15 protein-coding genes are annotated in these 17,790 nt (G+C 70.9%); 3 read left to right on the plus strand and 12 right to left on the minus strand.

Annotated features, from left to right (window positions below; translation table 11 throughout):
* Positions 1–103 precede the first annotated feature (103 nt).
* The 9 genes from ACZ6ZQ_RS24385 to ACZ6ZQ_RS24425 all read right to left on the minus strand — a co-directional run bounded on the left by ACZ6ZQ_RS24385 (position 104) and on the right by ACZ6ZQ_RS24425 (position 12,854).
* On the minus strand, positions 104–4,831 hold the full coding sequence (locus ACZ6ZQ_RS24385) for an SAV_2336 N-terminal domain-related protein (protein WP_469770621.1): 4,728 nt from the start codon (positions 4,829–4,831) through the stop codon (positions 104–106).
* Positions 4,828–5,850, minus strand: coding sequence for an AAA family ATPase (locus ACZ6ZQ_RS24390; RefSeq protein WP_469770622.1), 1,023 nt, complete (start codon positions 5,848–5,850; stop codon positions 4,828–4,830). Before ACZ6ZQ_RS24390 ends, ACZ6ZQ_RS24385 begins: the two co-directional genes overlap by 4 nt.
* Positions 5,850–7,718, minus strand: coding sequence for a VMAP-C domain-containing protein (locus ACZ6ZQ_RS24395; RefSeq protein ID WP_469770623.1), 1,869 nt, complete (start codon positions 7,716–7,718; stop codon positions 5,850–5,852). Before ACZ6ZQ_RS24395 ends, ACZ6ZQ_RS24390 begins: the two co-directional genes overlap by 1 nt.
* Before the next feature lie 102 nt (positions 7,719–7,820).
* A complete protein-coding gene (locus tag ACZ6ZQ_RS24400) occupies positions 7,821–8,222 on the minus strand; it encodes a CU044_2847 family protein (RefSeq protein WP_469770624.1) in 402 nt (133 codons plus the stop codon).
* Between the two features lie 111 nt (positions 8,223–8,333).
* Positions 8,334–8,492: a hypothetical protein gene (locus ACZ6ZQ_RS24405; RefSeq protein ID WP_469770625.1), complete on the minus strand. Its 159-nt coding sequence runs from the start codon at positions 8,490–8,492 to the stop codon at positions 8,334–8,336.
* 118 nt (positions 8,493–8,610) lie between these two features.
* Complete coding sequence (locus ACZ6ZQ_RS24410; RefSeq protein WP_469770626.1) at positions 8,611–9,570, minus strand: cytochrome c oxidase assembly protein; 960 nt, start codon at positions 9,568–9,570, stop codon at positions 8,611–8,613.
* 107 nt (positions 9,571–9,677) lie between these two features.
* A complete protein-coding gene (locus ACZ6ZQ_RS24415) occupies positions 9,678–10,703 on the minus strand; it encodes a 6-phosphofructokinase (RefSeq protein WP_469770627.1) in 1,026 nt (341 codons plus the stop codon).
* Between the two features lie 157 nt (positions 10,704–10,860).
* The gene (locus ACZ6ZQ_RS24420) at positions 10,861–11,589 is read right to left on the minus strand and encodes a type 1 glutamine amidotransferase (protein WP_469770628.1); all 729 of its coding nucleotides are present in this window, start codon (positions 11,587–11,589) and stop codon (positions 10,861–10,863) included.
* 17 nt (positions 11,590–11,606) lie between these two features.
* Positions 11,607–12,854 (minus strand): MurT ligase domain-containing protein, encoded by a 1,248-nt coding sequence (locus ACZ6ZQ_RS24425; RefSeq protein WP_469770629.1) that lies wholly within the window; start codon positions 12,852–12,854, stop codon positions 11,607–11,609.
* 126 nt (positions 12,855–12,980) lie between these two features.
* On the opposite strand from ACZ6ZQ_RS24425, the gene def reads away from it, so the two are divergent.
* The gene (gene def, locus ACZ6ZQ_RS24430) at positions 12,981–13,529 is read left to right on the plus strand and encodes a peptide deformylase (RefSeq protein ID WP_469770630.1); all 549 of its coding nucleotides are present in this window, start codon (positions 12,981–12,983) and stop codon (positions 13,527–13,529) included.
* A 180-nt stretch (positions 13,530–13,709) separates the two neighbouring features.
* On the opposite strand, the gene ACZ6ZQ_RS24435 is transcribed toward def, so the two are convergent.
* Positions 13,710–14,357 carry a TetR/AcrR family transcriptional regulator gene (locus ACZ6ZQ_RS24435; RefSeq protein ID WP_469770631.1) on the minus strand — a complete coding sequence of 216 codons (648 nt, stop codon included), beginning with the start codon at positions 14,355–14,357 and terminating at the stop codon, positions 13,710–13,712.
* Positions 14,358–14,520: 163 nt separating this feature from the next.
* Here ACZ6ZQ_RS24435 and ACZ6ZQ_RS24440 point away from each other — a divergent pair, with 163 nt between their 5' ends.
* Positions 14,521–15,777: an acyl-CoA dehydrogenase family protein gene (locus ACZ6ZQ_RS24440; RefSeq protein WP_469770632.1), complete on the plus strand. Its 1,257-nt coding sequence runs from the start codon at positions 14,521–14,523 to the stop codon at positions 15,775–15,777.
* Positions 15,778–15,899: 122 nt separating this feature from the next.
* Here the strand turns inward: ACZ6ZQ_RS24440 and ACZ6ZQ_RS24445 are convergent, their stop codons facing one another.
* Positions 15,900–16,388 carry a glutathione peroxidase gene (locus ACZ6ZQ_RS24445; protein WP_469770633.1) on the minus strand — a complete coding sequence of 163 codons (489 nt, stop codon included), beginning with the start codon at positions 16,386–16,388 and terminating at the stop codon, positions 15,900–15,902.
* Between the two features lie 95 nt (positions 16,389–16,483).
* Here ACZ6ZQ_RS24445 and ACZ6ZQ_RS24450 point away from each other — a divergent pair, with 95 nt between their 5' ends.
* Positions 16,484–16,885, plus strand: a complete 402-nt coding sequence (locus tag ACZ6ZQ_RS24450) for an LppU/SCO3897 family protein (protein ID WP_469770634.1) — start codon at positions 16,484–16,486, stop codon at positions 16,883–16,885.
* Between the two features lie 17 nt (positions 16,886–16,902).
* Here ACZ6ZQ_RS24450 and ACZ6ZQ_RS24455 read toward each other — a convergent pair whose 3' ends face one another.
* Entirely contained in the window at positions 16,903–17,775 is an 873-nt protein-coding gene (locus tag ACZ6ZQ_RS24455; protein WP_469770635.1) for an acyl-CoA thioesterase, read from the minus strand.
* Positions 17,776–17,790 lie beyond the last annotated feature (15 nt).

The raw sequence follows: 17,790 nt of genomic DNA on the forward strand, positions 1-17,790 counted from the left end.
GCGGCTGGTCGCAGGCGTCCGCAGGAACGGTCAGTTTAAGTGCAGCAGCGCCGCGTGTAACGGCCTCCGACCGGCTCGCCCGGCTCAAGCGCCGATGGTGACCTCACGGCCGGCCGGCGGCCGGGCGCAGGTCGATGACGACCAGTTTCCCGTCCATGACGGCGCTGAGGTAAGGCCCGGTCAGGGCGAGCGAGGTGGCCGGTGCGGGGAGGCTGATGACGTCCGGTTCCGGGGACATGCGGGTCAGATCCCAGAGACACAGGGTGCCGTCGGCGCCGGCGGAGACGGAATGGGGCCGGCCGTCGACCGGTCCGGCGGTGACGGCGACGACCGGGCCGAAGTGACCCAGGACGGGGTTGTGTTGCGTCCCTGCGACGAGATTCAGGACCTGAATGGTGCCGCTCGTGGATCCGACGACGGCGTACGGGACGCCGGCGACGGCGGTGCAGGCGAGGGCGGTCACGTCGGGGGAGTGAGAGAAGGTGGCGCGCTGCGTCTGATCGGTGAGATCCCAGACCTGTGTGTGCTGCCCGTCGCTCAGAACGGCATGCGGTCGCCCGTCGATGACGGTGCACGCGAGGGCATGCGCCGTTCCGGTGTCCGCGAGTTGGGTGAACCGGCTGAACTGGTGACGCAGCCTCAACTTGACGAGATCCCACACGTGCACTGCCCCACTGGTGTTGGCGGTGAGGACGTGGGGCCCGTCGTCGATGGTGGTGCAGGCGATGGCCTGGACGTGCCCCGCACGACGGGTGAGGTTGGTGCGCAGCTTCCGCGCCCGCACATCCCACAGCTGCACCGCGCCGCTCTCGGAACCCGTCACGACCAACAGGCGGCCACCGAGCGTCTGGGATGCCACGGCCCGCACCGGAGAGGCGCTCGGCAACGTGTGCTGCCGCTCGCCCCTGACCGGGTCGAACACCAGCACAGCGCCGTCGGAACCGACGGCGACGACGAGCGGACCGGCATCACCGGAGACCGCCGCGCACACGGATGCGACGGGGAAGTCCCGGATGCACGTATGGGGTCGCCAGCGGGCTCCTCGTGCGAATCGCTCGGCGAGCGTGTGGTGGTCGAGCACCAGCGCGGTGAGCGCGAGCAGGTCCCGGCGCACCGACGGGTCCGCGAAGCGAGGGCTCTCGATCGCGGTCCGGTAGGTCTCCGCCGTGGCGCGGCCGAGCGGCGACACTGCCGAATCGAGCGCGGGCACGAGCTGCGCCGGCGCGGCCGCGACGACGAAGCCGGGGTCGTCCAGCACCGCGTCGACCCCGCCGGCGGATGCGGCGGCATGTGTGGCGAGATGCTCGACCGTGTACGAAGGTGCATGGGTCCAGTCCCGTTCCTGGCCGTGAGGGGCCTGCGCCGCGTCGCGGACCAGCGAGAGCACGGCGTAGGTGATGGCGTCCTGGACCCTGGGCTCGTCGTCACCGGCACGCAGGTGTGCGGCCAGGGAGGGATGGCGGAGACGGTGGAACCGTCGTCCGTCCCGCCGGGAGACGCGGACCAGGCCGTCGGAGCGCTCGAGGAACCACCCGACGTCCTCCGGCAGGCTCAGCAGGCCACCCGACACGGCTGTGGCCACCGCGGCCCAGACGTGCGTCGACGGGAACCCGTCGCCCTCGGCGTAGGCCAGTGCATGCAGCAGCCGCCGGACCCTCGAATCACGGTCCGCGAACCGGGCGACATAGGCGTCGAGCGCGAGCGCGACCTCCGACGACCAGAACTCCTCCACGGGTGTGCCGGCCCGATACCTGTCCATGACTCCGAGGGCGAACTGCCGAGCCAGGAACAGCGACTGCCCCGAGCGCTCGGCGATGGCCTCGCTCCACGCACGGGCGTCGTCCGCTGTGCCGTGAAACCGTGAACGGCCACCCGATTCGGGCTCGGCGAGGAGCATGTCGTGGACGAACTCGGCGACATCGAGGAGATGGAACGCGTCGCTGTCGAGATCGATGACGTCCGCGGAGCCGAAGGACGCGACGAGCTCGGGCCGGGTACCCGCGATGAGACGGACGCCGGGCTCCGACGCGAGCGGCAGGAGCAGCTCCCGGATGATGCGTACCCCTTCGCGTTCACCTCCTGCCGCCTCGTCGAGTCCGTCGACGACGAGCGTCAGCGGTGTGCCTGTGTCCCGACGCACAGCGACCTCGCGCCGGAGGTCTTCGAGCGTGGCGGACCTCGCGAGCAGCGCCACCAGCCGCAGGTCGGGAGGAGGGACGGTGTCGGCGGGAGCGTCCAGCCGGGCGGGGCAGCCGGGGTCGGCGAGCGCGACCATCCGGCCGAGGAGGACGGACTTCCCGGATCCGGGTGCGCCGGTGACCACCCGGATCCGGCCGTCGTGCGACGGTTCGCGCAGCCACGACGACAAGGCGGACAGGGCCGCCGTACGACCGGTGAACGAGTCTGCGTCCGCGCGCAGTTCGAGATCCGCCCGCGGACCGGCCACATAGTCGGGGTTGGGGAAGAACCTGTCCTTGCCGTCGTCGTCCGGAAGAGTCCACCACAGCGGCCCGTTCCAGGAAGTGCGGGTCGTTTCGAGGCGCGCGTTGACCTGCTGGATCACATGGCGCAGCCTGACGAAGGGCGTGCCGCTGCCGGCCCGTGGGTCGGTGAGTACCTGATGGAGCGCCTGGGTGAACGGCCGTCCCCCAGCTGATTCGTAACCGCCTGTCATACCGACCACCGACAGCCGGCCTCGCCCTTCGTACGGGAGGAAACTCCGGAAGCGATCCGTGATGACATCGCCTTCTCGCAGACAGGTGTCGAGGAGGAACAGAAGGTCGCCCTGCCCGCGCAGCAGACCCTCGAAGCCGCTCTCGAACGGCAGGACGGATGCCGGGATGTCGGGTGCGCTGTCCGATGTCAGAAGACATGTCCGTCCCTCCACTTCTGCGGCGAAGCCGGCGAAGTGGACGACAACCACGTCCGCCGGTCCGAGGGAGTTGCCCGCGAGCCATCCGTGGAGGCCACGCGCCACGTCGACGGCCCTGGGGTCGAGGGAGAGCTCCGGCAGCGCATGCGTATAGCCCATCGCCCCGAACAACGCGCGCACCCGCTCGACCTCACGTTGCACGCTGAGAAGATCGGGCAGTGACGGGTCCTCGTAGCGGGAGACACCGATGGTGATGAGGAAGCGCCGGCCCTCCGGTTCCGTATCCGGAGAACGCTGCGCGGACACCTCATCGGACACCTCCTCGGTCGGCTCCACCACCTCGGCCACCGGCTCCGGCGCGGCTTCCGGCTCCGGACGTTCCCGCGGCGTCGGCCACACCACCCGCCTGCCCTGCCGCCGGCGCACCAGGTTGTGCACCTCCGCCCAGTGGCGCGCGCCCACCGGGAGGGTGAGCGGGCCGTCGGGGTCCGTCACGGCGGCGGTGAAGCGTGCGCCGATCGTCGGTGCGTGGCGGTCCACGTACGCGGAGACCGCGGCGATCACCTCGTCGGCCTCGTCCCGGCGGATCGTGCTCAGCAGGCGCTCCCGTACGCCCGGAACGAACTCGTAGGCGCGGTCGAGCGCGTCCTGGGTGGGACCGCCGCCGGGCACTCGCCGCAGCAGTCCGCTGAAGACGATCTCCGCCAGGTCGGACGGCGGGCTGTGCGGCAGCATCGCGGACTGCACCGTCCGCATCACCGCGAGATTCAGCGGTGCGGCCGCCAGATACGCGGCGAGCCGGAAGACGTCCGGCTGAGCCTGGGCACGGAAGTCCTCGAATCCGACGCTCCGTCCATAACCCTCGGGGACGGAGGGCGCAGCTGCGGCGGCCGGCCCTGGCAGCAGCACCGCCGCCGCGTCGAACGCCGCCGGTCCCGCGACCGCCTGCGCCCAGGGCCCCAGCCACTCCGGGGAGATCCCCAGCACCGGTACGGCCACGGTGCCCCGCTCCGGAACCGGTGGCCCGAGCCGGTAACCGCTGTACATGAGACGGGAGTTCGGCCCGCCCGCCTCGGTGCTGCGGAAGCGTCCCGGCTCCGGCGAAAGCGCCGTCCGCTCCCACGCATGTTCGGGAATCGTCTGCAGGATCGCGGTCGGACCGCTCTGCGCCCACACCCGCAGCGGCCCGAGCAGGGTTCCGGTCCGCCAGGCCGGTGCGACTCCGTCCGTGAGGACGAGGGTGACCGTGCGGCCGGTCGGGTCGACGGCCGAGCCCGTCGAGCGGAGCAGCGCCGACGGCGTGCCGGGACCCGGTCCGAGGCCGGGAGTGCCGTCGTCACGGGCGAGCAGGTGGTGCAGGCGTACGTCGCGGAAGGCGCCGAGCTGCTGGAGCAGGGTGCGCAGTTCGCGGGCGAGCGGCTCCCAGAAGGTGGCACTCCCGCCGTACGAGTCCAGGACGACCGAGACATCGAGCCAGCGGTCCGCGTCCGGGACGAGAACCGGCATCCAGTGGTGATGGTCGGCGATCCGGCCCGCCGTGGCGTCCTCGTCGAGGACCGTGCGGACCGTGGACGGGACGCGTCGTTTGAGCGGGCGCAGGGTGCGTGCCAGTTCGCGGCGGCGCGGCAGTGTCGCCGGGCCCGCGATACGGACGGGGACGGCCCGCTCGACCGCCGCCTCCGTTCCGGCCGGCGGCTCGTCGGACGGGGGGAGGTACAGCCGCGTCGGCTCCGACGCGGCCCGTTCGCCGTCGGCGGTCGCCGGCTCGTCCTGATCCGGCCCGTCCCCGGCGGACGGCGGCGCCGGGCGCGGCTGTGGCCGGGGATCCACCGCTGCGGCCCGTTCGATGCCGCCGGGCAACTCCCTGGCCAGCCAGAGGAGTTCCGCGATCTCGCGCGGTGTCGGCGGCGGTCCCGCCGGGTCCAGGGCGGCAAGCAGCGACCCGAGCCGCTCGATCATGACTCCGCCGGGACCGTCACATTGAGATGCTGGAACACCAGGTCCGTGAGCCGGTCGAGGTCCGGCGCGCCGTCGCGTGTCGTACTGCTCACCAGGTAGACGGCGTTGAGGAGCTGGTCGGTGGCCAGCTCGCCCGAAGCGGCATGGCGCAGGAACCGGCCGATGACCTCGTCGGCGTCGTCCACGGCTGTGGGGAGATGCGCCCGCACGATGGCGCGCAGCCGTTCGTCGTCGTCGACGGCCGGGAGATGGAGCCGTACACAGCGCCGGAGGAAGGCGGGGGGAAACTCGCGCTCGCCGTTGCTGGTCAGAATGACGAAGGGGAACGTGCGGCAGCGCACGGTGCCGTGCACGACGGTGACCGGCTTGCCGTCGTCGGCCGGACGGACCCTGGCCTCGGGCTGCTTGTCGGCGACCCGCGACAGTTCCGGGATTTCGAATGCGCCCTCCTCGAAGACATCGAGGAGATCGTTCGGCAGGTCGATGTCGCTCTTGTCGATCTCGTCGATGAGCAGGACCCGGGGCAGTGCGTACGGCGCGAGTGCCGTGCCGAGCGGCCCGAGCCGTACGTACCGCCCGAGGTCCGCGCCGGCCGTGGACTCCGTGTCGTTGCCGCGCTCCCGGGCGACTCCGGCCTCCTCCAGGCGGCCCAGCGAGTCGTACCGGTACAGCCCGTCCCGCAGGACCGTCTTGCTGTTGACCGGCCAGCGCAGCACCGCGCCGAGCTTCAGCTCGCGCGCGACCGCGTGCGCCAGTGTCGACTTGCCGACACCGGGGTCGCCGGTCACCAGCAGGGGCCGGCGCAGATAGAGGGCAGTGTTGACGGCTTCGATCGTGTGCTCGTCGGCCCGGTAGGAGTCTGCGTGCGGCAGCCGCCGGCCACCGTCGGCCTCGGCGTCCCGGTCGAAGGGGGTGACGTCACCGTCGTGCGCGAAGTCCCGCCAGGGGGGCGGGGCGGGCAGCCGGTCGATGCCGTCGTGCGGCTCGCTCATGCCCTGGTAAATCCGCCACTCGCTCATCAGGGGCGTCCTTCCTCGGCCGGGGCCAAAGGCGGTCGGGGGATCTGTCGCCGTGGGTCGTCCCACAGCAGTACGAGGTGCTCGCCGAGATGGTCCTCGCTCGTTCTCGGCTTCTGCGCCTCCATGCGCAACCGCCGTACCTTCTCGGGCAGTTCGTCGCGCTGCGCACCGGCCAGCTCCGCGCACACGTCGGAGTAGAACGCCCCGCCGGGGCAGGCCTGCCGGCCCGGAACTCCGCACGCGCCGCCGTCACGGCGCTCGCAGGGCCCGCTGCCCCGCCGCCACATCATCATCGGCACGCCGGACGCGACGGCCACCTGGTACGCGTCCGAGACCGGCGCGGACCGCGGCGAGCCGGCGAGCGCGAGCGCGGCCAGCGTCGGGTCGCTGTCGAACGAGGCAGCCAGAGCTCTCTGATGCTGATCGCCGCGCCCGCACACACAGATCAGCGTCTCGCCCACCGCCTTGCCGTCCAGCTGCTCCCACCGCTCGGCCCAGGCGGCGTGCAGCGACGGGGCCTCGTGCCGCTCCAGCGGCCGCAGCACCACATGCTGCTTGCCGCCGAGCGAGTAGAAGGGGAACTGCGGCCAGAGCGACAGATCGGGAAAGCCCTCGTCGAGGGCCTCCTTCGGGAGTATCAGCTCGACCAGGCCCGGCCGGGCGAGGCCGCCCATGATCTCGATCTGCTCCGGCAGCAGCCCCGCCAGATGCTCGATCGCCTGGTTCAGCGGCAGCGCACCGGACTCCGGACCCACCGGCACGATGTCCTTCGCCGAGCGGTAGCGCCACATCATGACGTGGTAGAGCCGCCGGTCACGCAGCGAATGGCGGATCCTGCCGATGATCGACGGTCGCGCATCCGAGGCAGGCCCGTCGGTCAGCCGTCGCCGGGCCGCCTCGCCCAGCCTCAGCCGGCCCGCCGTGATCAGCACCTCGTCCCGCAGCCCCTGCGCCGTGTCCCGGCACTCCGGGCCCTCTGCCGCGGCCTGCCGCGCGAGATCCGCGGCGAAGGCGAGTTCGTAGGGGAGCCGGCCGGGTTCCGGCGGCATCTGGGCGGCCAGCTCCGTGAAGACATCCCGGTGGTCCACCAGCGGGTACCGGTCGGGTGGGGTGGAGCCTTCGGCGGCGGCAATCTCGAACGCGGACTTGTGGGCACCGGCCGTCGTGGGCGGCAGTTCCCCCAGAATCGCCAGCAGACGCCGGTTCTCGCCGTGGCCGAGCAGAGTCTCGTCGTCCTCGCACTGCCCCTCGGACCCGCTCAAACGGTCCGAGAGCCGCGACCAGCGGTGGTCGCGGGCGTGGAAGGCGTCGTGTGCGCGTATGACGGTCCGGTAGACCTCGGCGTCCAGCAGCCGCAGCGCGCTGACCGAGGTGCCGAGCCCGCCCATGACGGTGTCCTTCTTCCGCGTCGCCTTGACGATCGCGAACACCCCGCCGGATCCATGGCTCAGCACCGGTCCGCCGGAGAGGCCCTTGTTGACCTCACCGTTCACCAGCTCCAGCATCCGGCCGTTCTGCAGCGTGGTGAAGCCCCCGCGGGTGAGAGCCGCCGAGCGCTCGGCCGGTACACCGGCTTCGTACACATCCGAGAAACCGACCGCCGTCAGTGCCGTGCCCTGCTGGGGAGGATTGCTGTCCAGCCAGACGCAGGGATGGTTCTCAGGCGCTCCGGTCAGCTCGAGGACGGCCAGATCGGGGTACGGCCACAGCTCCCGCCCCTTGGCCGCGGCGGACGCCGTCAGCACGATCCCCTCGTACTCCGTGCCGCACCAGACGACCGGAACCCGTGTCCCGGGCTCCGCCCCGGCCACATGGGCGCAGGTCACCACATGGCCGGGTGCGACGAAGAAGCCCGTCCCCTGCGTCACTCCATTGACGCGGACGCGACAGTTTCCGAGGTGCTCCTGGAGCCGCGACAGCGGCGTGGGCCGACTCATGACGGCTCGGAGTGGTCGGGAGGCGTGCCGGACTCAGCCCTGCGCCGGGGGAGCCTGGGGCACCTGCGGGGCCTGCGCCGGCTGCGGCGGCACCAGCGGCGCGGGAGGAGCGGGAGACGATGCGGGCAGCCCCTGACCGCTCCAGCTCAGCGTCACCTTGAAGGCCGCCTTGCCGCCACCGCCCACCAGTGCCGCCATGACGCCGTCCTGGCCGACGGCCAGTTCGAGTCCGAACTCGACGCTGACCTCGTCCGGACGGGCCGTGGCCACGGCGCTGCGCACATTGGAGGCGACGACCTGAAGGGAATCCTGGAAGCCGTGCAGCTTCTCGACGATCCGGTCGCCGATGCCGGAGTCGCTCGGGCCGTCGTGCTCGTCGACCGTGGCCCAGATGACCTGACCGTCCGGCATCTCCAGTTGCACGAGCTGCGACATGGATCCCCCTCAACTGCTGCCACGTAACAGGTCACATGGTAGAGGCCGAGTGGCCGGCCCCGGGGCCGATCCAGCCGAACTCCCGGGCCCTTGCGCGCGTGGATCCCACACTCACGTGGGCTTGGACGCCGCCATCCCGACGGTCACCAGACCTAGCACGATCCAGCCGAACCACAGCCAGCCGTTGCTGCCGAGTGCCACCGTGTATGCCGTCACGACCACCAGGCTCGCGACAGTGAGCACACCCATCGTCTTCGTGGAACCGGACATGCGCACCCTCCTCCCGGCCGGGCCGCGGCGGGGGACCATGGCCAGGGGCCGTGGAGCCATCGTGACCCCTGACTACGGGAGCGCGCTACTCCCGCGCGCCGGGGGCCCCGGACAGGCCCTACCGCCCGCGGGCCTGGAGCGAGGCGAGGTACGCGTTGTACGCCTCCAGCTCCTTGTCGCCGTCCCGGTCCGCGGCGCGGTCCTTGCGGACGGCCTGGCGCTGTTCCGAGCGGTACCACTGGAACACCAGAGCGATCAGGACCAGGACGGACGGGATCTCGCTGAACGCCCAGGCGATACCGCCCGCCGCGTTCTGGTCGGAGAGCGCGCTGATCCCGAGTGACGTCGGGGGATCCGCGTACGCCTTCACCATCGGCTCGGACGCCATCATCAGCGCGATGCCGAAGAACGCGTGGAACGGCATGCCCGAGAAGAGCTCCAGCATCCGCATCACATAGCCGGGGCGGTGCGGACCCGGGTCCACACCCATGATCGGCCAGAAGAAGATCAGGCCCACGGCGAGGAAGTGCACCATCATCCCGATGTGCCCGGCCTTGGACTCCATCAGGAAGTCGAAGAGCGGCGTGAAGTACAGCGCATAAAGGCTCGCGATGAACATCGGGATCGTGAACGCAGGGTGGGTGATGATCTTCATATAGCGGCTGTGCAGCAGCGCGAGCAGCAGCTCGCGCGGGCCCTTGCGGCCGCGACCGGCCGGCGGAAGCGCGCGCAGCGCCAGCGTCACCGGCGCGCCGAGCAGCAGCAGGATCGGAGAGAGCATGCTGATGACCATGTGCTGCACCATGTGCACGCTGAACATGACCATGCCGTAGTCGTTCAGCCTGGTGCACATCACCAGGGCGATGGTCAGTACACCGATCGCGAAGAAGACCGTCCGGCCCACCGGCCACCCGTCGCCGCGCCGCCGCAGCCGGACCACGCCCCACCCGTAGAGCCCGAGCGCCGCGAGACAGCCGACCAGGAAGAACGGGTCCGCGGAGAGCTCCAGGCCCCGCCCCAGCGTGAACGGCGCCAGATCCATCGGCATACCGTGCTCGCCGTGCCCGCTGTGATCCATCTGTGTACTCCTGGAGCGTCCTGATTCGCGCTTGTTGTCCGGACAAGACTAGAACCGCCCCCGGCCGCGTCTGCGGCCGGGGGCGGTTCGTCAGCCGGGCAACCGCATCAGAGGACGCACTCGGCCTCGGCGTACCGCTCCGCCGGGACCGTCTTCAGCGTCTCCACGGCCTGCGCCAGTGGGACCATCGTGATGTCCGTGCCGCGCAGCGCCGTCATCATGCCGAACTCTCCGCGGTGCGCCGCCTCCACCGCGTGCCAGCCGAACCGGGTCGCCAGCACCCGGTCGTACGCGGTCGGCGTACCGCCACGCTGCACGTGGCCGAGGATCACCGGCCGGGCCTCCTTGCCGAGGCGCTCCTCCAGCTCGACGGAGAGCTGCCGCGCGACACCGGCGAAGCGCTCGTGGCCGTAGACGTCCTTGCCGCCCTCGTCGAAGTCCATGGACCCCTCGCGCGGCTTGGCACCCTCGGCTACCACGACGATCGCGAACCGCTTGCCCGCCTCGAAGCGCTCTCCGACCCGCCTGGTCAACTCGTCGATGTCGAAGGGGCGCTCGGGAACGACGATGGCGTGCGCACCGGCCGCCATGCCGGAGTGGAGGGCGATCCAGCCGGTGTGCCGGCCCATGACCTCGACGATCAGCACCCGCTGGTGCGACTCGGCGGTGGTCTTCAGCCGGTCGAGCGCCTCCGTCGCGACTCCGACGGCGGTGTCGAAACCGAAGGTCACATCGGTCGACGCGATGTCGTTGTCGATGGTCTTCGGCACGCCGACGATCGGCAGACCCGCCTCGGAGAGGAGGTGGGCGGCCTTCAGCGTGCCCTCGCCGCCGATCGGGATGATCACGTCCAGACCCAGCTCGGCGACGTGCCCCTTGGCGCGCTCGACGCCGTCACGCAGATGCGCGGGCTGCACCCGGGAGGAGCCGAGGATCGTGCCGCCGCGGGCGAGGATGCCGCCCACCGCGTCCAGGTCGAGCTTGCGGTAGTCGCACTCCAGCAGGCCCTTCCAGCCGTCGTGGAACCCGATGACCTCGTCGCCGTGGTCGACGACGGCCCGGTGCACGACGGAGCGGATGACCGCGTTCAGACCGGGGCAGTCGCCGCCGGAAGTGAGGACACCAATGCGCATGAGCCCGAATACCTTTGCAACGTGGGCCGACTCCCGGACCACGTCGTCCGGCTCGATCCCCACCACCCTACCGGCGCCGGGCGGCGGGAACCGAACCGGATGTCCGCACAGTGGACACCGTGGATTCGTACGACCCCGGGACCGGGTGTACGGCCCGTCAGGCGGGCTGCGTCGCGGCCGCGATGCGCTCGGCGCGCAGCGCCTCGTACCACCGGTCGTCGGTCGGCGGCAGCGCGTTCACGTCGAGGGCCAGCTTCAGCAGCAGATCCGCGATCTGCGGATTGCGGGCCATCACCGGACCGTGCATGTAGGTGCCGAAGACGGTGTCGTTGTATGCGCCCTCGGTGCCGTCACCCGTGCCGTTGCCCTTGCCGAGCACGGTGCGGGCGAACGGGCGGGCTGCCGGGCCGAGATGGGTGATGCCCTGGTGGTTCTCGAAGCCGGTCAGCTGCGGCAGACCGAGCCGCGGGTCGATGTCGGCCAGTACGTCGCCGACGCACCGCTCGCCCTCGCCGCGGGTGGAGACGACGTCGAGCAGGCCGAGGCCCGGCTCGCGGTCACCCAGGTCGTTGATGAACTCATGGCCGAGGATCTGGTACCCGGCGCACACCGAGAAGATGATCGCGCCGTTCGACGCGGCCCGGCTGAGGCCGCCGTCACGGCGCAGCCGCTCGGCCGCGAGCCGCTGCGGACGGTCCTCACCGCCGCCGATGAGATAGATGTCGCCGGAGGTCGGCACCGGCTGGTCGCTGCGGACGTCGACGCGGGTCACGCCGAGTCCGCGCTGGCGCGCCCGGCGCTCCACGACCAGCGCGTTGCCCTGGTCTCCGTACGTGCTGAGCAGGTCCGGGTAGACCCAGACCAGGCGCAGACTGCTGTCGCTCATGCTCGATTCCTCTGCGATCAGTTGCCGACGCGGCGGCGTACGTCCTGGAAGGCGGTGTAGTTGGCGATGAGCTCGATCCGTCCGGGCGGGGCGAGCTGCACGGCCTCGTCGACCGACTCGCAGACCCGGAAGTCCAGGCCCGCGACCTCGAGCCGCACGGCCAGGTCGAGCCTGCGGTCGCCGATCACGAAGATCGGGTGGCCGGCCAGCCGCGTGTAGTCGACGTCCCACAGCCAGGACGTGTCGGTGCCGTCCGCGCCACGGGCGTTGACGGAGAGGATCACCGGCGTCGGCGGCGGGTCGATCAGCGAGAACGTCTCCAGCCAGCCGGCAGGGTTCTTCGCCAGCAGCAGCCGCAGGTCGCGGCCGAGGAAGGACACCACGTCGTAGCGTCCGGCGACCGCCTGCACCTGGTACATGCGTTCCAGGGCGACCTGCGGCGGTACGCCGAAGACCGCGGCGACCGCGGCGGAGGTCGCGGCGTTCGCCTTGTTGGCGCGGCCGGGCAGCTGGAGGTGGATCGGCCACGCCGAACCGTGCGGGTCGAGGACGTGGTCCCCGTGGAGCGCCCAGCTCACGGCGGGCCGGCGGAAGCCGCACTCACCGCAGAACCAGTCGTCGCCGGGGCGCTGCATCACACCGCCGCAGGCGGGGCAGGACCAGGCGTCGTCCTTCCACTCCTGACCGGCGGCCACCCACACCACATTGGGGGATGAGGACGCGGCCCAGACGATCAGCGGGTCGTCGGCGTTGGCGATGACGACGGCCTTCGTACCGGACAGGCCCTCGCGCCACTTCTCGGCGAGCATCCGGGTCTCGGCGGCGCGGTCCAGCTGGTCGCGGGAGAGGTTGAGCAGCGCGATGGCCTTGGGCGTGGTGTCGCGGGCGACACCGGCCAGATACTTCTCATCGACCTCTATCACGCCGAACTTGGCGTCGGAACCACCGGCCAGGGCCGAGGTGATGCCCGCCGGCATGTTCGCGCCCAGCGCGTTCGAGACGACCGGGCCGCTGGCGCGCAGTGCCTCGGCGATGAGCCGCGTGGTGGTGGTCTTGCCGTTCGTCGCCGACACCAGAATGACGTCGAGATGCTGAGCCAGCCGACTCAGCAGATCCGGGTCGAGTTTGAGCGCCACCCGGCCGCCGATCACCGATCCGCTGCCGCGTCCGGCGGCGCGCGACACCGCCGCTGCGGCCTTGCCTGCCGTCACGGCCAGCTTGGCCCGCGGCGACAGCGGCTCTGGATTGCCAGGGTGTCCTGCCATCGTCCTTGATCCTCCTTGCGTCGGTCGGGGCTCAGCCTATCGAGATCCGGCCAGCGGCCCGAACCGCGGCTCCAGGAGGAAACCTGGAGGTCATCGCGGCGGCTGTCGGAACGTACCCTTACCGCCATGCGAAACCGTCCGATCCCCGGCAGTTCCGGACTCGTACGAGCCATGAGGCTGCTCGGAGATCCGGTGCTGCACGCGCCCTGCGAGCCCGTCACGGACTTCGGTCCGTCCCTCGCGAAGCTCATCGAGGACATGTACGCGACCATGTACGCGGCCCAGGGCGTCGGCCTCGCGGCGAACCAGGTCGGGGTACCGCTGCGGGTCTTCGTGTACGACTGCCCCGACGACGAGGACGTCCGTCACCTCGGGCACGTGGTCAACCCGCGGCTCGTCGGCGTGGACGGGATCACGGTGCGCGGTCCGGAGGGCTGTCTGTCGCTGCCCGGCATCGAGGCGGGTACGCCGCGCTGCGACCACGCGGTGGTCGAAGGCGTGACGATGACCGGTGAGCCGGTGCGCGTGGACGGGACGGGCTTCTTCGCCCGGTGCCTCCAGCACGAGTGCGACCACCTGGAGGGCGGGGTGTACCTGGACCGGGTCACGGGCTGGCGCCGGGCCCGGGCCCTGCGGGCGGTGCGCCGTGCGCCGTGGTCGCGCCGGTCCGCGTAACCAGGTGTGAGCCCCGGGACCCCGTGCGGCCCTGAGCCGTCTCTCGATCTCCCCCGGAGCTTCGCCCGGGGCCCCGGACGGGCCTCTTTCCGAGCCCGTCCGGCGGTTGAGGACGGGCGCGCCGGTTCACGGAACGGTGCCGGGCGCCCAAGTGAGCGGGTCCGGGGCGGAGCCCCGGCGTCAGAACCCCGGGCCGCCCTCGAGGTCGGCCGCCGCGGCCAGGCGGCCCCACAGCAGATCCGCGAGGCTGCTCACCAACTGCTGCCGCGAGCACGGGCGTTCGCCCAGCCACCAGTCACCCGCCCCGTGCATCATGCCGACGATGCCGTGGCCCCAGATCCGGGCCAGATCGTCGCCGCCGGGCCCGAGCTCGACCCGCTCGGCGATGACCTTCGCGAGCTCTTCGCCGAGCCTGCGCAGCAGCGGCGCGGAGTGCAGGCCGACGTCGAAGCCCTGCTCGGACTGGTGGGAGTCCTCGGCGGGGTGCATCAGGAAACGGTAGACCTGCGGGCGGGCCTCGATCGCGGCGAGATACGTGTCGAGGGTGTGCTCGACCCGCTCCCGCCGGTCGGAGCTCGCGTCGATCGCCGTGCGCAGTGCGGCCAGCAGGCCGTCGGTGTGGCGCTTGGCGAGTGCCCGGTAGAGCCCGCTCTTGTCGCCGAAGTGCCGGTAGAGGATCGGCTTGGTGATCCCGGCCTCGGCGGCGATGGCGTTCATGGAGGCTTTCGGTCCGTCCCGGAGCACCACGCGGTCCGCGGCTTCGAGCAGCTCCCGCCGCCGCTGGTCGGCCGACCGCTGCTGGTCGGTCTGCTGAGTCGTGGTCTCCATAGCGTTCTCCCCGCCCGTGCGAAATCCGTGAGGCATGCGAAACGTAACACTCCGCAGGGACCCGCCGCCGATCGCGAGGGTGCCGGTTGACAGCCTCTACCCGCTGGTAACAGACTGCGGTTACCGCTAGTAACGTGCGGGTGGGTGCACATCAGGAGGGGACATGACCGAGTTCGCGCTCGATCTCAACGACGACCAGAAGCAGGTCCGTGACTGGCTCCACGGCTTCGCCAGGGACGTGATCCGCCCGGCCGCCGCCGAATGGGACGAGCGTGAGGAGACACCCTGGCCGGTCATCCAGGAAGCCGCCAAGGTGGGCATCTACTCCCTCGACTTCTACGCCCAGCAGTTCTTCGACCCCACCGGCCTCGGCATCCCGATGGCCATGGAGGAGCTCTTCTGGGGTGACGCGGGCATCGCCCTCTCGATCGTCGGCACCGGCCTCGCCGCCGTCGGTGTCCTCGCCAACGGCACCGAGGAGCAGATCGGCACCTGGATCCCGCAGATGTACGGCGACGTCGACGACGTCAAGGTGGCCGCCTTCTGCTCCTCCGAGCCCGACGCCGGCTCCGACGTCGGTGCGATGCGCACCCGCGCCGTCTACGACGAGGCCAAGGACGAGTGGGTCCTCAACGGTACGAAGACGTGGGCGACGAACGGCGGTATCGCCAACGTCCACGTCGTCGTCGCCGTGGTCGACCCGGAGCTGGGCACGAAGGGCCACGCATCCTTCATCGTGCCGCCGAACACCCTCGGCCTCTCCCAGGGGCAGAAGTTCAAGAAGCACGGCATCCGCGCCTCGCACACCGCCGAGGTGGTCCTGGAGAACGTCCGCGTCCCCGGCTCCTGCCTGCTCGGCGGCAAGGAGAAGCTCGACGAGCGCCTCGCCCGCGCCCGCGAGCGAGCGAGGGCCGGCGGCGGCGTGGGGGTCCCCCCGGCCGAAGGCTGGGGGAGGGTCAAGAACGCCGCGATGGCCACCTTCGAGGCCTCCCGCCCGGCCGTCGGCGCCATGGCGGTCGGCACCGCCCGCGCCGCGTACGACTACGCGCTCGAGTACGCCCGGAGCCGCGAGCAGTTCGGCCGCCCGATCATCGACAACCAGGGCGTCGCCTTCCAGCTCGCCGACATGCGCACCCAGATCGACGCGGCCCGGCTGCTGGTGTGGCGCGCCTCCTGGATGGCGGTGGCCGGCAAGCCCTTCACCTCGGCCGAGGGCTCGATGTCCAAGCTCTTCGCCAGTGAGGTGGCCAAGAAGGTCACCGCGCAGGCGGTCCAGATCCTCGGCGGCAACGGCTTCACCCGCGAGTATCCCGTGGAGCGCATGCACCGCGACGCCGCGATCTACACGATCTTCGAGGGCACGAGCGAGATCCAGCGCCTGGTGATCGCCCGCACGCTGTCGGGCATGCCGATCCGCTGACCTAGTACCCCTCCCGGCAAGCTTTGCCCTGTCGCGTCGGCCTGTCGTTCGGACAGGACCTACGACGCACCTGAGGGCGTCGCCCGCGACCGGGCGGCGCCCTCCGGCGTCCGTGCGACGGATCAGGCCGGCAGCTGGGCCTCGATGGCCGTGACGATCTCCGCGGCCTCCGGCTCGACGCGCGGCCGGAACCGGGCCACCACCTCACCGTCCGGCGAGATCAGGAACTTCTCGAAGTTCCACTGGATGTCTCCGGCCTCCCCTTCCGCATCGGCAAACCGGGTCAACTCGGTATAGAGCGGATGCCGGTGGTCGCCGTTCACGTCCGCCTTCTCCAGCAGTGGGAAGGTCACCCCGTAGGTCGCCGAGCAGAACGAGGCGATCTCGTCGGCGCTGCCCGGCTCCTGTCCGGCGAACTGGTTGCAGGGCACGCCGAGCACGGTGAAGCCCCGGTCGCCGTAGCTCTTCTGCAGTCGCTCCAGACCCTCGTACTGCGGCGTCAGGCCGCAGCGGGAAGCCACGTTCACCACGAGCACGGCCTTGCCGCGATGGTCGGCGAGTGACGCCTCGGCGCCGCTCAGGGTGCGCAATGGGATGCCATACAGGGACATCTTGGACTCCTTCATACCTCGTGTTTATGTGCTTCTTATTCTTCGTGTAGCGTGCGCGCGTTCGATCAGCATGCGACCCCGAGAGAAGACCGCCGATGAGCGCTCCGACGCCCCCCGCCGCCCCGCAGGACCCGCAGTTCCCGCAGGGTCAGCCCGTGCCTGTCCCCGCGCCCGAGCCTGCCAAGAAGAGCAAGCTCAAGAAGTTTCTCAGCGTCGTTGTCCTCATCGTCGTCGCGGTGGTGGTGAAGCTTGGCATCGGCTACGTCTTCAACTCCCCGGTGCGCGCCGAGGTCGGCGACTGCGTCCAGGTCACCGGCGCCGAGAACAACCCTGACGTCGAGACCAAGAAGTGCGACGACAAGGACGCCAACTACAAGGTCGTCAAGGTCATCGAGAACACCTTCGACGTCAACTCCTGCACCGTCGGCGAGGCCGCGCTCGCGCAGGAGTGGGACGCCGAGAAGTTCGTCCTCTGCCTGGACCCCGTGAAGAAGTAACGCGCGCCGGGCGACGGTCAGTCGCCCAGCCTGCGGAACAGCCCCTCCTGCACGACCGAGACGAGCAACCGGCCCTGCCGGTCGTAGATCCGGCCGCGCGCCAGTCCCCGGCCGCCTGTGGCGACCGGGGACTCCTGGTCGTACAGAAACCATTCGTCCGCCCTGAACGGCCGGTGGAACCACATCGCGTGGTCCAGGGACGCCATGTCGAAGCCGCGCGGCCCCCACAGCGGCTCCACCGGGATGCGGACCGCGTCCAGCAGTGTCATGTCGGACGCGTACGTCAGCGCGCACGTGTGCACCAGTGGATCGTCGCCGAGCGGGCCGACCGCGCGCATCCACACCGCGCTGCGCGGGTCCGCGTCCGTGATCTCCTCCTTGGTCCAGCGGAGCCGGTCCACGTAGCGGATGTCGAAGGGCTGGCGGCGGGCCATCCGCTCCAGTGCCTCCGGCAGCGCACCCAGATGCTCACGGACCTCGTCGCTGACGCTCGGCAGCGTCTCCGGGTCCGGGAAGTCAAGCCGCGGCGGCAGCTGGTGCTCGAAGCCGGCCTCCTCCGGCTGGTGGAAGGACGCCGTCAGGTTGAAGATCGTGCGGCCCTGCTGCACTGCGGTGACCCGGCGGGTGGTGAACGATCGGCCGTCCCTGACCCGTTCCACCTGGTAGACGATCGGCACACCGGGAATGCCCGGACGCAGGAAGTAGGCGTGCAGCGAGTGGACCGGGCGTTGGCCGTCGGTGGTCCTGCCCGCCGCGACGAGGGCCTGTCCGGCGACCTGCCCGCCGAAGACGCGCTGCAAGGACTCGTTGGGGCTGAGTCCGCGGAAGATGTTCACCTCGATCTGCTCCAGATCGAGCAGATCGACCAGACGCTCGGCGGGGTTGGTCATGTCAGGGTCCTCGTC

The organism is Streptomyces sp. NPDC053673, from assembly GCF_055585225.1.